The 13209-nt window shown below is 68.6% G+C and carries 14 protein-coding genes; 10 read left to right on the forward strand and 4 right to left on the reverse strand.

The window, feature by feature from the left end:
* The first annotated feature begins 11 nt into the window (after nt 1-11).
* The 8 genes from M3330_RS07330 to M3330_RS07365 all read left to right on the forward strand — a co-directional run bounded on the left by M3330_RS07330 (nt 12) and on the right by M3330_RS07365 (nt 8020).
* Nucleotides 12-1355 (forward strand): MFS transporter, encoded by a 1344-nt coding sequence (locus M3330_RS07330; protein ID WP_219129968.1) that lies wholly within the window; start codon nt 12-14, stop codon nt 1353-1355.
* 68 nt (nt 1356-1423) lie between these two features.
* On the forward strand, nt 1424-3061 hold the full coding sequence (locus M3330_RS07335) for an ABC-F family ATP-binding cassette domain-containing protein (protein ID WP_255028080.1): 1638 nt from the start codon (nt 1424-1426) through the stop codon (nt 3059-3061).
* Nucleotides 3062-3439, forward strand: coding sequence for an RNA-binding S4 domain-containing protein (locus M3330_RS07340; protein ID WP_006551630.1), 378 nt, complete (start codon nt 3062-3064; stop codon nt 3437-3439).
* Between the two features lie 69 nt (nt 3440-3508).
* Nucleotides 3509-3781, forward strand: coding sequence for a helix-turn-helix transcriptional regulator (locus tag M3330_RS07345; protein WP_033096769.1), 273 nt, complete (start codon nt 3509-3511; stop codon nt 3779-3781).
* A 1-nt stretch (nt 3782) separates the two neighbouring features.
* Nucleotides 3783-4319, forward strand: coding sequence for a hypothetical protein (locus tag M3330_RS07350; RefSeq protein WP_033096770.1), 537 nt, complete (start codon nt 3783-3785; stop codon nt 4317-4319).
* Nucleotides 4316-5206, forward strand: a complete 891-nt coding sequence (locus M3330_RS07355) for an ABC transporter ATP-binding protein (protein ID WP_006551633.1) — start codon at nt 4316-4318, stop codon at nt 5204-5206. The genes M3330_RS07350 and M3330_RS07355 overlap by 4 nt, the downstream gene beginning before the upstream one ends.
* On the forward strand, nt 5203-6396 hold the full coding sequence (locus M3330_RS07360; RefSeq protein WP_039587530.1) for an ABC transporter permease: 1194 nt from the start codon (nt 5203-5205) through the stop codon (nt 6394-6396). Before M3330_RS07355 ends, M3330_RS07360 begins: the two co-directional genes overlap by 4 nt.
* Before the next feature lie 118 nt (nt 6397-6514).
* The gene (locus M3330_RS07365) at nt 6515-8020 is read left to right on the forward strand and encodes an acetyl-CoA carboxylase carboxyltransferase subunit alpha/beta (RefSeq protein WP_255028094.1); all 1506 of its coding nucleotides are present in this window, start codon (nt 6515-6517) and stop codon (nt 8018-8020) included.
* Between the two features lie 16 nt (nt 8021-8036).
* Here the strand turns inward: M3330_RS07365 and M3330_RS07370 are convergent, their stop codons facing one another.
* Nucleotides 8037-8711 carry a GPP34 family phosphoprotein gene (locus M3330_RS07370; protein WP_255028096.1) on the reverse strand — a complete coding sequence of 225 codons (675 nt, stop codon included), beginning with the start codon at nt 8709-8711 and terminating at the stop codon, nt 8037-8039.
* A gap of 130 nt (nt 8712-8841) precedes the next feature.
* Between M3330_RS07370 and M3330_RS07375 the strand changes: the two genes are divergently transcribed.
* Nucleotides 8842-10734, forward strand: a complete 1893-nt coding sequence (locus tag M3330_RS07375; protein ID WP_255028098.1) for a propionyl-CoA synthetase — start codon at nt 8842-8844, stop codon at nt 10732-10734.
* Nucleotides 10735-10819: 85 nt separating this feature from the next.
* On the opposite strand, the gene M3330_RS07380 is transcribed toward M3330_RS07375, so the two are convergent.
* The 3 genes from M3330_RS07380 to M3330_RS07390 are packed head-to-tail and all read right to left on the reverse strand — an operon-like array spanning nt 10820 to nt 12599.
* A complete protein-coding gene (locus M3330_RS07380; RefSeq protein WP_019289912.1) occupies nt 10820-11062 on the reverse strand; it encodes a DUF3618 domain-containing protein in 243 nt (80 codons plus the stop codon).
* A complete protein-coding gene (locus M3330_RS07385) occupies nt 11059-11481 on the reverse strand; it encodes a phage holin family protein (protein ID WP_006551639.1) in 423 nt (140 codons plus the stop codon). The genes M3330_RS07380 and M3330_RS07385 overlap by 4 nt, the downstream gene beginning before the upstream one ends.
* Nucleotides 11478-12599 (reverse strand): YihY/virulence factor BrkB family protein, encoded by a 1122-nt coding sequence (locus M3330_RS07390; protein ID WP_024103103.1) that lies wholly within the window; start codon nt 12597-12599, stop codon nt 11478-11480. Before M3330_RS07390 ends, M3330_RS07385 begins: the two co-directional genes overlap by 4 nt.
* A gap of 98 nt (nt 12600-12697) precedes the next feature.
* Between M3330_RS07390 and M3330_RS07395 the strand changes: the two genes are divergently transcribed.
* Complete coding sequence (locus M3330_RS07395; RefSeq protein WP_255028103.1) at nt 12698-13207, forward strand: flavin reductase family protein; 510 nt, start codon at nt 12698-12700, stop codon at nt 13205-13207.
* Nucleotides 13208-13209: the final 2 nt, after the last annotated feature.

The raw sequence follows: 13209 nt of genomic DNA on the forward strand, positions 1-13209 counted from the left end.
GGGGGAACGCGATGAGCAACCACACCGCATCACCGACGCACCGGCGTCCGCGCCTGGCGCGCGGACCCGTGCGGCCGTTCGCTCATCCGCAGTACCGCCTGCTGATCCTGGCGCTCGCCGCGGGACTGCTGTCCGTGGGCACCTGGCTCATCGCGGTGGTGTGGCAGGTCGTCGAGATGGGTGGCGGTCCGGCCGAACTGTCCTCGGTCGCAGTGGGGCCTGCCGTGGGCATGCTCCTCGTCGCACTTCTCGGGGGTGTGCTCGCCGATCGGATCCCGCAGCGCACCCTGCTCCTCGCGACGTACATCGTCCGGGCGGTGCTGGTCGCGGTGACGGCTGCGCTCGCCGTGAACGGATCGATCGCCTTCTGGCATCTCACCGTCGTGGGTTTCGCACTCGGGCTCGCCAACGGTGTCCAGTTCCCGGCCTATTCGGCACTGTTGCCGTCCATCGTCCCGCCGCAGGACCTGCTCGCCGCGAACGGTGTCGAGGGTGTGCTCCGGCCGACGCTCGTGCAGGCGGCCGGTCCGGCGGCGGCGAGCGCCGTCGTGGCGGCCTCGTCCCCCGCCGTCGCCATGTGCACCGTCGCGCTCCTCGAGGTGGTCGGGGCATTGTGCATCCTCGCGATGCACCCGACCGTGGTCCGCTGCGACGACACGCGGACCGGAGGGTCGAGCGGATTCCGTTCCGTGCTCGACGATCTCGCGGAGGGTGTGCGGTTCACCGTGCGCACGCGGTGGTTGCTCGGAACGCTCCTGTTCGGGTCCGTCGCGGTCTTCTGCGTGCTGGGACCGATCGAGGTGCTGATCCCGTTCGCGATCCGCGAGGCGACCGGGGGCGGGCCGTTGCAGCACGCGATGGTGATGGCCGGTTTCGGTGTCGGTGGGGCAGTCGGGTCGATGCTCGTGGCGTCGCTGCGGCTGCCGAGGCGCTATCTCACCGTCCCGCTTCTGATGTGGGGGCTGGGCTGCGTCCCCCTCGCCGTCATCGGGGTCTCCGGGTCGGTACCAATCATGATCGCCGCGGTGTTCGTCGTCGGCGCGCTGTTCAACGCCGGATCCGTCGTGTGGGGAACGCTGCTGCAACGGCGGGTGCCCGCGCACCTGCTCGGTCGGGTCTCGAGTCTCGACTTCTTCGTCTCGATCGTGTTCATGCCGCTGTCCATGGCCGTGGCCGGGCCGCTGGCCCTCACGGTCGGGCTCGCGCCGACCTTCGCGATCGCCGGGTTGGTGCCGGCCGTCGCCGCGGTGATCGTGATCGTCGCGGCCCGGACGCGGCGCGACGAGATCGACAATCCACTCGACGCCGTCCCGGTGAGCGACGATGGGATCGTGCCCGCGGAGTGCGGTGGCTGAGGGGCCGCTCGTGGCCGGTACCGACCCGCGCCGGACCTCGGATTCGTCGCACCCGGGATACTCGGAGCGTGAGCGCAACACTTCGTATCAACGGCCTGTCGGCCTCCCGCGGGGAACGTGTCCTGTTCGACGGACTCGATCTCACCGTCGCACCCGGCGATGTGATCGGCCTCGTGGGGGCCAACGGCGCCGGGAAATCGACGCTGCTCACGACCCTCGCGGAGATCGGTGACGCCGATGTCACCGGCTCGGTGGTCCTCAGCCCGCCCGACGCCACCATCGGCTATCTCGCCCAGGAACCCGAACGGGTGCCGGGCGAGACGATCCTCGGTTTCCTCGCACGTCGCACGGGTGTCGCGGCGGCAGAACACGTCATGAACGCCGCTGCCGAGCGACTCGGCGACTCCGACGAGGACGAGTACACCCCGGCGCTCGAACGGTGGCTGGCGCTCGGCGGGGCCGACCTCGCCGAGCGTGCCGAAAAGGTGATCGCCGACCTCGGCCTGGAAGCGGGCCTCGACGCTCCGATGACGGCGCTCTCCGGTGGCCAGGCCGCCCGCGCCGGGCTGGCGGCACTGCTGCTGTCGCGCTACGACGTGCTCCTGCTCGACGAACCGACGAACGACCTGGATCTGGCCGGCCTCGAACGACTCGAACGCTTCGTGGACGAGACACGCACGGCATTGGTGGTCGTCAGCCACGACCGCGAATTCCTCGCGCGCACGGTGACGGGCATCGTCGAACTCGATCCCGTGCAGCAGCAGATCTCGGTCTACGAGGGCGGGTACGAGGCGTATCTCGTCGAGCGCGAGGTGGCGCGCCGACACGCGCGCGAACAGTACGAGGAGTTCGCCGACACCAAGTCGCAGCTCGAGGAACGCGCCCGGATGCAACGCAACTGGCTCGAACACGGCGTCCGCAACGCGCGCCGCAAGTCCAAGGACAACGACAAGATCGGACGCAAGCACCGCGCGGAGGCCACCGAGAAGCAGGCGGCGAAGGCGCGTCAGACGCAGCGGCGCATCGAGCGGCTCGACGTCGTCGAGGAGCCGCGCAAGGAATGGGAACTGCGCATGTGCATCGCCGCCGCCCCACGCAGCGGCACGGTGGTCGCGACCCTCGGCGAGGCCGTCGTCCAGCGGGGCGACTTCGTCCTCGGGCCGATCACCACGCAGGTCGAGTGGGGCGAACGCATCGTCGTCACCGGCCCGAACGGCGCCGGGAAGTCTACGCTGCTCCGGTTGCTGCTCGGCACGATCGAACCGGATACCGGTCGCGCGTCGCTGGGGTCGGGTGTTCTCGTCGGCGAGATCGATCAGGCCCGCAGCCTGTTCGAGGGGGACGAACCGCTGGTCGAGGCGTTCGGGCGCAACGTGCCCGACTGGCCGGACGCCGACGTGCGGACCCTGCTGGCGAAGTTCGCCCTCAAAGGGCACCACGTCCTGCGGACGGCGTCGTCGCTGTCGCCGGGCGAACGCACCCGCGCGGGACTCGCACTGCTGCAGGCACGCGGCGTCAATCTGCTGGTGCTCGACGAACCCACCAACCACCTGGATCTGCCGGCGATCGAGCAACTCGAGCAGGCCGTCGACAGTTTCGAGGGAACCCTACTGCTGATCACGCACGATCGCCGCATGCTGGAGACCACACGGACGACACGTCGATGGATGCTCGACGACGGGAAGCTGAGCGAGGAGTTGATGTAGATGGGTGGAAGCGTGCGCGTGGACAGCTGGACGTGGTCGGTCCGGCTGTTCAAGACCCGGTCCGCCGCGGCGAGCGCGTGCCGCGCCGGGCACGTCCGCGTCGACGGTGTGACGGCCAAGCCGTCGACGCCGGTGACGATCGGAGCCGAGGTCCGCGTACGCGCGCACGGAACGGAGAAGATCGTCGAAGTCACCCAGCTCGTGAACAAGCGCGTGGGTGCACCGATCGCCGCGACCGCCTACATCGATCACAGTCCCCCGCCTCCACCGAAGGAGATCCTCGCGGCGCTCCCCCGCCGCGACCGCGGGGCGGGCCGTCCGACGAAGAAGGAACGCCGCGAACTCGACCGTCTCCGCGGTTTCGCCGACGACGACTGACAACACTACGACATATCGATCCATCCTCTCCCATTGACAAAGCGTTGGGTTTTCACAACACTTTGTTCCATGAGTCCGGTGCGTCGTGGGGAAGCTCTCCCCATCTACAACCGCATCCGCGTCCTGCGCGCGGAGCGTGGCATGAGCCGCGCACAACTGGCCGCGCTCATCGATGTGAACCCGCAGACCGTCGGAGCACTCGAACGCGGCGACCACTATCCGAGCCTCGATCTCGCCTTCCGCATCTGCGATGTCTTCGGACTACCGGTCGAAGCCGTCTTCTCCCGTACCGAGTTCACGCCGTTGTCGACCGAGCTGTACAAGCCCCGGAAGGAGGCCTGAGATGACCACAGAATCCCTGCTCGATCGCTACGAGGAGTACCGCACCCGCAGGTTCCTGAAGAACGAGGAGATCACCGGGGGGTGGATGCCGAACTGGCGTACCCGCCGTCGCCGCCGCATCCTCGCCGTCGCCGTCATGGCGCTGATCGCGCTGATGTTCGTCGCGTCGATCGCGTCGTACTTCACGATGGCGGCGGCGATCGCCTGGCTGCCGGTGACGCTGGTGTTCCTGCCCACTTGGACGTGTCTGCAGATCGTGTCGGGAAGGCAGTCCGATGCACCCCGTCGCGCCCTCGATGAACGCGAGATCGCCGAGCGCAACAGCGCCCGCTCGATCGGCCTGTCCGTGGCGCAGGGCCTGCTGATGATCCCGATCTTCGCGTTGCTGTGGAGCCCGGCGATCGACTCGATCGACCATCGGGCACTCGCCTATTCCGCAGGCGGATTCGCTCTCGCCTCGATCCTGTTCAGCGGTTGCCTGCCCGCCGTTCTGCTCGCCTGGACCCGCCCCGACGACGATCCGGAGGACCTGCTGTGACACTGACGATCGACAATCTCTCGAAGCGCTACGGCGACACGGTCGCCCTCGACGGCGTGAGTTTCGAAGTCCGCCCCGGCGAATTGTTCGGTTTCGTCGGCAGCAACGGCGCCGGCAAGACCACCACTATGCGGATCACCCTCGGCGTCCTGGCCGCCGACTCCGGCGAGGTCCGCATCGACGGGAAGCCGGTCGACCTCGAGATGCGCCGCAACATCGGGTACATGCCCGAGGAACGCGGCCTGTATCCGAAGATGAAGGTCGGCAAGCAACTGTCCTATCTCGCTCGGCTGCACGGCCTTTCGAAGTCGGAGGCGTCGGAGGCGGTGCAACGGTGGACCGAACGGCTCGGCATCGCAGAACGTCTCGGCGACACCGTCGACGCCCTGTCGCTCGGCAACCAGCAGCGCGTGCAGCTCGCCGCGGCTCTCGTGCACGACCCGAAGGTCCTCGTCCTCGACGAGCCGTTCTCCGGCCTCGACCCGGTAGCCGTCGACGTCATGAGCGACGTCCTGCTCGAGAAGGCGAAAGATGGCGTGCCGGTGGTGTTCTCGAGCCACCAGCTCGACCTCGTCCAGCGCCTGTGCGACCGCGTGGGCATCATCGGCGCAGGTCGGATGCGCGCCGTGGGCACCGTCGACGACCTGCGGTCCAAGGGCGACGCGCTCCTCGTCGTCCACGCGCCGCAGGCACCCCGAGGCTGGGCGCACGGTCTGCCGGGCGTCACGCACGCCGAGTACGAGGACGAGCGCACCGTGCTCACCGTCACCCCCGGCGCCGACGACCAGCTGATCCTCAAGGCGGCCCTGGCCACCGGCCCGGTCCACGAGTTCTCGCTCCGACGCCCATCCCTGACCGAGCTGTTCCGAGAGGTGGTTTCCGCATGAGCGCCCCGTTGAGCAACGCCCGCGCGGTCGGTCTCGTCGCGTCGCGCGAGTTCGTCACGCAGGTTCAGAAGAAGAGCTTCCTGATCAGCAACGCGATCATCCTCGTCGCGATCGTCGTCGGTATCGTCGCCACCTCGATCCTGTCCGGCGGCGACGACGACCGCCCCACCGTCGGAGTCGTGGGGGCGCCCGCGCTGCAGACGACGATCGAGTCGCTCGGCGAGACCGTCGGCACTCCGCTCGAGGTCTCCGACGTTCCCGACGCCGCCACCGCCCGCGAGCAGGTGTCCTCCGGCGATCTCGACGTCGCGCTCGTCCCCGGCGACGGCGCATCCGTCACAGCGATCACCGAATCGGAACTCGACACCGACGTCCGCGCGGTCGTCGAGGCCGCTGTCGTGCAGCAGGCCCAGGTCGCCGCGCTGACCGACCGCGGCGTCGATCCCGCCGCGGTCGCGGCCGACGTCTCGGCGGCGACCGTGACCGTCGACGCCCTCGACCCGCCGGACCCCGAACAGGGACAACGCATCATCCTCTCGATCATCGCGGTGATCCTGCTGTACATGCAGATCCTGATGTTCGGCATGTACGTCGCGATGGGTGTCGTCGAGGAGAAGTCCTCGCGTGTCGTCGAACTGCTGCTGTCCACGCTGCGTCCCCTGCAACTGCTGTGGGGCAAGATCCTCGGCATCGGCGCGGTCGGGCTCCTGCAACTCACCGCCTACGGCGCGGTCGGTGTCGGCACGGCGCTCGCCACCGACACCCTCACGATCACCGGCACCGCCCTCGGCGTGCTCGCCGGCACCCTCGGCTGGTTCGTCCTCGGCTTCGCGTTCTTCGCCGTCCTCTACGCGGCGGCGGGGTCGATGGTGTCGCGGCAGGAGGACGTCAATTCCACCTCGGGTCCGCTGGTGATGCTGATTCTCGCGATGTTCTTCGCGGCGTTCTCGTCGGTCGACGACCCCGAGGCCGGATGGAGCACCACGCTGAGCTGGATCCCGCCGTTCTCCGCGATCCTCATGCCGCTGCGCATCGCGGCGGGCGTGGCCACGCCGGTGCAGATCGTCGGCACCATCGTGCTGATGGTCGCCGCGATCGCGATGCTCAGTGTGATCGCCGCGCGCATCTACCAGCGGTCGATCCTGCGCATCGGCCGGACGGTCACGTGGAAGGAAGCGCTCGGCCGATAGCCGATCCCACAACGAGGGGGAGGATATATGCGGTGTGTCGCAAGAACACGCACATGTCCTCCCCCTCGTTCGCGCCGGTATAGGTTGACCGCGACGGACGAGGACAGGTGGAGGCGACGTGGCCGGTAGCAGGATCTCGGCGCAGGAGTTCATCGACAAGGTGCTCGACCCGGGAAGCTTCGTCTCCTGGGACGTTCCGCCGATCGATGTCGGGGCGGGCGAGAAGTACCTCGCCGATCTGGACAGGGCCGCCGAGAAGTCCGGGGTCGACGAATCCGTGCTCACCGGTTCGGGCACCGTCCACGGCCGCCGGGTCGCTCTGATCGTGTGCGAATTCTCTTTCCTCGCAGGCTCGATCGGTGTCGCCGCCGCCGAACGCATCGTCACCGCCGTCGAACGCGCGACCGCCGAGGGACTGCCCCTGCTCGCGTCGCCCACCTCGGGTGGCACCCGCATGCAGGAGGGCACCCTCGCCTTCGTGCAGATGGTGAAGATCGCCGCCGCCGTCGCTGCGCACAAGGCCGCACATCTCGGTTATCTCGTGTACCTGCGCAATCCGACGACGGGCGGGGTGTTCGCGTCGTGGGGGTCGCTCGGGCACGTCACTGCCGCCGAACCGGGCGCGCTCGTCGGGTTCCTCGGTCCGCGCGTCTACAAGGCGCTCTACCAGGAGAACTTCCCCGAGGACGTCCAGACCGCGGAGAACCTGTACCGCAAGGGCGTGATCGACGGGGTCGTGCCCCTCGGCGGTGTGCGTCAGGTCGTGCACCGGCTGCTGCGCGTACTCGTCGAGGGCAACCGGCCCGAGGTGACGTCGAGTCCGGCGATCACCACCGTCGACGACGTGCCCGACATCCCGGCCTGGCATTCGGTAATGCTCAGCCGACGGCCCGAACGGCCCGGTATCCGGCAGTTGCTGCGTCACGCCGCCTCCGCGCAGGTCCCCCTGTCCGGGACCGGTGAGGGCGAATCCGATCGCACCGTCCTGCTCTCCCTCGCCCGGTTCCGCGGCGTGTCGTGTGTGATGTTCGGCCAGGACCGTGCGGGACAGTCACCCGAACGCACGATGGGGCCGGGAGCACTGCGCGAGGCCCGCCGCGCGATGCGTCTCGCCGACGAACTGCGCCTGCCGCTCGTGCTCGTCATCGACACCCTCGGCGCGTCGCTGTCGAAGGAGGCAGAGGAGCGCGGGCTCGCACCCGAGATCGCCCGCTGCCTCGCCGATCTCGTCACTCTGCCCACCCCGACGGTGTCGGTGCTGCTCGGTCAGGGAACCGGAGGCGGCGCGCTCGCCCTGCTGCCCGCCGACCGCGTGTTGTGCGCGCAGCACGGCTGGCTCGCGCCGCTCCCGCCCGAAGGCGCGAGTGCGATCGTGCACCGCGACACCACCCACGCACCGGCCATGGCGCAGGATCAGGGGATTCGCTCCCGCGACCTGCTGCGCAACGGTGTCGTCGACGCGATCGTCCCCGAGCGTCCGGACGCCACCGAGGAACCCGTCTCGTTCGTCAAGCGGGTCGGTGCTGCGGTCGCCCGCGAACTCGCGATCCTCACCGAGGAACCCGCGGAGGACCGCTACCGGCGACGGATCGAGCGGTACCGGAAGCTCGGTGTGCCGTCCTGACGCGGCGCGATCCGGATCAGCTCGAACCCGCCACCGCTCCGCCGGCCACGACGGCGGCCATCATGGCCGCGTTGACGGACGCGACGGCATCGCGCACCGCTCTGGCCGCCCACTCGCCCTGCGCGATCTCCTTCGCCCGCTTCTTCACCGCTCGCTTGTCGGCGTCCGGGAACACCTTCGGGGCCGCATCCGCCGCCGACAGCAGGGCGATCAGCGCCGCGGTACGTGGCTCCGGGGTCAGGCCGTCGATCAACGCCGCGCGGATCAGGTCGCGGACGCGCTGTTCGTGGGTGAAATCGATCGCGGGCCACTTCTTCGTGGGGAACACCCCGAGGATCTTCCCGCGCTCCTCCGAGACCCAGCCCTGCTCGACGACCCGCGCGAGAAGCTTCTCCTGCAGGCCCTTCTGCAGTTTCTCGATGGCCGCCGTCGGCTTCACCGGCCTGCCCGAGCCGAGCCGCTCGACCGCCTCGGCGAGGATCGGATCGGCGGGTCGTGCCTCGGTGCGTATCGCGATCCGCCCCTTCTTCACCTGGTTCCCCTCGGTGTCGACGGCCACCACGTCGTCGAGGGCGAGTTCGAGGAGCACGGCACCGGCGAGAACACGCGGCAGTTTCACTCCGTCGACGAGAGGCTTTCCCGATTCGTCGTCCAGAAGCAGGAGCAGCAGGTCTTCCGCGATCGAGGTCATGCGGCTCAGGGTAGGCACTTCGTCCGTTCGTCGCCTGGTCGTGTCCGTCCGACGCAGACCTGCAGCCACCCCCTTGCAGGTCACATAGAGTGGTTCGGGCCACAACCGCCGTCGAGGAAGGACACGAACGATGGGCTCGTACGAGGAGGCGTTCCGTCGGAGTACCGAGGATCCGGAGGGATTCTGGCTCGAGGCCGCCCGCGCGGTCGAGTGGGAGAGCGCGCCGACGCGAGCTCTCGACGACTCGGCGGCACCGTCGTACAAGTGGTTCCCGGACGGCACCCTGAACACCAGCGTCAACGCACTCGACCGGCACGTGGACGCCGGCAACGGCGACCGCCCGGCCCTGATCTGGGATTCGGCAATGGTCCCGGCCAAGCGCACCTACACCTACGCCGAACTGCTCGACGAGGTCGCGAAGTTCGCCGGTGTGCTGCGCGACCAGGGTGTCGCCGCCGGCGACCGCGTCATCGTCTACATGCCGATGGTCCCCGAGGCCGCCATCGCGATGCTCGCCTGCGCCCGCATCGGGGCAGTGCACTCGGTGGTGTTCGGCGGGTTCGCCGCGAAGGAACTCGCGACCCGCATCGACGACGCCACGCCGGTCGTGCTCGTCACCGCCTCCGGTGGTCTCGAACCCGGCCGCACCGTCGAGTACCTGCCGATCGTCGAGCAGGCGATCGGCCTGTCGCCGACCCCGCCGCACACCGTGATCGTGAAGAACCGCGAGCAGATCCCCGGATCGGCGGCCGACTACCAGACGTCCTCGGCGGCGTGGTTCGACTGGGACGAGCTGTGCGCCGACGCGTCCCCTGCGGAGCCCGTGACGGTCGCGGCGACCGACCCGCTCTACATCCTCTACACCTCCGGCACCACCGGGAAGCCCAAGGGCGTGGTCCGCGACAACGGTGGGCACGCCGTGGCCCTGACGTGGTCGATGCGCAACATCTACGACATCGATCCGGGCGACGTGTGGTGGACCGCGTCCGATGTGGGCTGGGTGGTCGGCCACTCCTACATCGTCTACGGCCCGCTGCTGGTCGGAGCAACGACGGTGATGTACGAGGGCAAGCCCGTCGGCACCCCCGATGCGGGTGCGTTCTGGCGGATCATCGCCGAGAACGGCGTCAAGGCACTGTTCACCGCTCCCACGGCGATTCGCGCTGTGCGCAAGGCGGATCCGAACGCCGAGGAACTGAAGAAGTACCCCATCGACTCGCTGCAGACGCTCTTCGCCGCCGGTGAGCGCCTCGACCCCGACACCTACCACTGGGCGACGAAGGTGCTCGACCGCCCGGTGGTCGACCACTGGTGGCAGACCGAGACGGGCTGGGCGATCGCGGCGAATCTGCGCGGGCTCGAGGCGATGCCGCTCAAGGCCGGCTCCCCCACTGTCCCCGTGCCGGGCTACCGGGTCGAGATCGTCGACGGAGAGGGCAAGCCCGTCGATCCGAACACCGAGGGCAACATCGTCATCCGCCTGCCGTTGCCGCCGGGCACACTGGCCGGCCTGTGGCAGGACGACGACCGGTACCGCCGGTCGTACCTCGACACCTTCCCTGGTTACTACCTCACCGGCGACTCGGGCTATGTCGACGAGGACGGCTACGTCTTCGTCCTCGGCCGGTCCGACGACGTGATCAACGTTGCCGGGCACCGGCTCTCGACCGGCAGCATGGAGGCCGTGGTGGCCTCGCATCCCGCTGTCGCCGAATGCGCCGTGGTGGGCATCCGCGACGAATTGAAGGGCCAGCGCCCCTCGGGTTACGTGGTGCTCAAGGCCGGTGTGGAGATCGAGCCCGAGACCCTGCGTCAGGAACTCGTCACGATGGTCCGCGACCAGATCGGTGCGGTCGCGACCTTCCGCGACGTGACCGTGGTCCAGGCCCTGCCGAAGACGCGCTCCGGCAAGATCCTCCGCAAGACCATGCGGCAGATCGCCGACCACGAGGAGTACACCGTGCCGTCGACGATCGAGGACCCGGCCGTGCTCGACGCGCTGAAGGAACAGCTCGGCGGCTGACGGCACGCCCCGCTGAGCCTGCACACAGCAGCGGACGGATACTCGGTGCAGAACACGAGTATCCGTCCGCTCGAGTACGCCTACGTCACTTCTTCCGTCTGCGCCTCACGACCATCAGCACGAGCACGGCCGCGATGACCCCGCCGGCCACCGCGATCAGATCGGGCCGGTTGCGGACTTCCTGGGCCCGTTCGGCCGCGGACTGCTTGACCCGGGTGGGCACGTCGAGTCTGTCGGTGAGTTCGCCGACGGTCGCGGCGAGTTCGGCCCGTTGACGTTCGATGTCGGCCACCTCGTCCGGACGACCACCGTTGTCGGATGCGGTCACTTCGTTGCTCCTTTCGCGGCGTCGATGTCGGCGCGGACACTGGCGACCGTGCGTTCCGGCACGGGCGGTGCGGCGTTCTTCGCCTTCGAGGCACCGACCGCGGCGAGGATGCCACCGACCGCGAGCACCACGAGCGCGACGATGAGGGCCGCGAGCCACGGTTCGACGGCGGTGGCGAGGCCGAGTACGGCCGTCGCGATCAGGGTCGCCAGACCGAGGAACAACAGGATCGCTCCCGCACCCGAGATCCCCACGCCCACACCGATGCGGGTGCCTTTGGACTTGACTTCCTCGAGCGCGTGCGAGACCTCGGTCCGCACGAGGGTCGAGACCTGTTCGGTGAGCCGCTCGGTGAGTTCGACAGTGGACAGGTTCTTCGGTTGCTCGGCTACGGGGCGCGCATTGCCGGGTGTCGTCATCGCGGATTCCTTTCCGTCGTGGGCCCGGTAGGGCCCACGGGGTCGGCCGCCTCTCCGGAGGAGCCGTCGGCGCTGTGGGCTTCGCGCAGCTTCCGCCCGTGCTCGACGAGTTCCTCCAGCTTGGCGGCGTTCTTCTCGCTCGCGCGCGAATCACGTTCGGGCAGTTGCAATGTCTTCTCGGCAGGCATACCGGCCTGCAGCTGGCGGCCACGTTCCATCTCGGCGTCGAACTCGGCACCGAACAACAGGGCCAGATTGGTGATCCACAACCACAACAGGAAGATCACCGCACCGGCGAGTGAGCCGTAGGTCTTGTTGTAGCTGCCGAAGTTCGAGACGTAGAAGGCGAATGCCACCGAAGCCACGATCCACACGACGATCGCGATGAGCGATCCGAGGCTGACCCAGCGGAACTTCGGCTGGGACACGTTGGGCGTCGCGTAGTACAGCACCGCGACGATCATGACCACCAGCGCAAGCATCACGGGCCACTTGACGATGTTCCACACCGTCACGGCGGTGTCGCCGAGGCCGATGACGTCGCCGATCGTGCGTGCGACCGGGCCGCTGATCACGAGCATCAGGGCGGTCGTCCCGGCGGCCACCAGGGCCACAGCGGTGATCAGCAGCATCAGCGGACGCAGCTTCCAGACGGGCCGGCCCTCTTCGATCTCGTAGATCCGGTTCATGGCGCGGCCGAAGGCGCCGACATATCCCGAGGCCGACCACAGCGCGCCGAGAATACCGACGATCAGGGCGAATCCGGCTGTCGGTGCGGACACGAGCTGTTCGATCGGTCCTCGCAGGGTGTCGACGGCGGAGGACGGGCCGAGGTCCTCGACCATGCCGAGCACGGTGTCGACCGTCGTCTGTCCCTGGCCGAACACGCCGAGCAACGAGACCACGACGAGCAGCGCAGGGAACAGCGACAGGACGGCGTAGTACGTCAGTGCGGCTGCGAGATCGGTGCACTGGTCCCGACTGAACTCCCGAATCGTCCTGCGCAGCACATATTTCCACGACGGCGTGGACAGATCGGTCGGTGAGTCGGGTTTGCGCGGGTCATCGGGGGCGAGGGTGGCACCCGACGATCCATCACCTCTGTGCTCGGCGTCCATACTGCGGCGGGTACCCCACCTCGCACACCGACCAAACTCACAGCCGCACCGCGGCCGAACCACCGCCGCATCGGTGTGACGGCCGTACGATTCCGCTCATGGCCGGCACCCCACTCGAAGGATCCGCCGACGGTTTCGCGGACATCGCCTCGCAGCTCGACTACCCGATGTTCATCGTCACCGCATTCGACGGCGAGGAACGCAGCGGTTGCCTGATCGGTTTCGCGACCCAGTCCGCGATCGATCCGGCCCGCTTCCTGGTGGCGCTGTCGAACAAGAACCGGACCTACCGGGTGGCGTCGAAGGCGAAGCACCTCGCCGTGCACGTCCTGACCCCGGCAGACCGCGAACTGGCAGCGCTGTTCGGCGAGCACACCGGCGACGACATCGACAAGTTCGACCGCTGCTCGTGGCACGAGGGACCCCACGCACTACCCGTGCCGGACGGCCCGCGCGCGTGGTTCGTCGGCCGGATCCTCGAGACCTTCACGACCGGCGACCACGGCGGTTTCCTCCTCGAACCCGAACGCGGTGAGCTCCGTGGCGACCTGGACCGCCTCATGACCTTCAAGTCCGTGGGTGATCTCGACGCCGGGCACGGCGCGTGACG

Source organism: Rhodococcus sp. GA1 (assembly GCF_024321955.1).
Taxonomy (GTDB): domain Bacteria; phylum Actinomycetota; class Actinomycetes; order Mycobacteriales; family Mycobacteriaceae; genus Rhodococcus; species Rhodococcus pyridinivorans.

Coding starts and splice junctions, on each gene's coding strand:
- M3330_RS07330 (WP_219129968.1), top strand. CDS start 12: ATGAGCAACCACACCGCATCACCGACGCACCGGCGTCCGCGCCTGGCG.
- M3330_RS07340 (WP_006551630.1), top strand. CDS start 3,062: ATGGGTGGAAGCGTGCGCGTGGACAGCTGGACGTGGTCGGTCCGGCTG.
- M3330_RS07345 (WP_033096769.1), top strand. CDS start 3,509: ATGAGTCCGGTGCGTCGTGGGGAAGCTCTCCCCATCTACAACCGCATC.
- M3330_RS07350 (WP_033096770.1), top strand. CDS start 3,783: ATGACCACAGAATCCCTGCTCGATCGCTACGAGGAGTACCGCACCCGC.
- M3330_RS07360 (WP_039587530.1), top strand. CDS start 5,203: ATGAGCGCCCCGTTGAGCAACGCCCGCGCGGTCGGTCTCGTCGCGTCG.
- M3330_RS07370 (WP_255028096.1), bottom strand. CDS start 8,711: ATGACCTCGATCGCGGAAGACCTGCTGCTCCTGCTTCTGGACGACGAA.
- M3330_RS07375 (WP_255028098.1), top strand. CDS start 8,842: ATGGGCTCGTACGAGGAGGCGTTCCGTCGGAGTACCGAGGATCCGGAG.
- M3330_RS07385 (WP_006551639.1), bottom strand. CDS start 11,481: ATGACGACACCCGGCAATGCGCGCCCCGTAGCCGAGCAACCGAAGAAC.
- M3330_RS07390 (WP_024103103.1), bottom strand. CDS start 12,599: ATGGACGCCGAGCACAGAGGTGATGGATCGTCGGGTGCCACCCTCGCC.
- M3330_RS07395 (WP_255028103.1), top strand. CDS start 12,698: ATGGCCGGCACCCCACTCGAAGGATCCGCCGACGGTTTCGCGGACATC.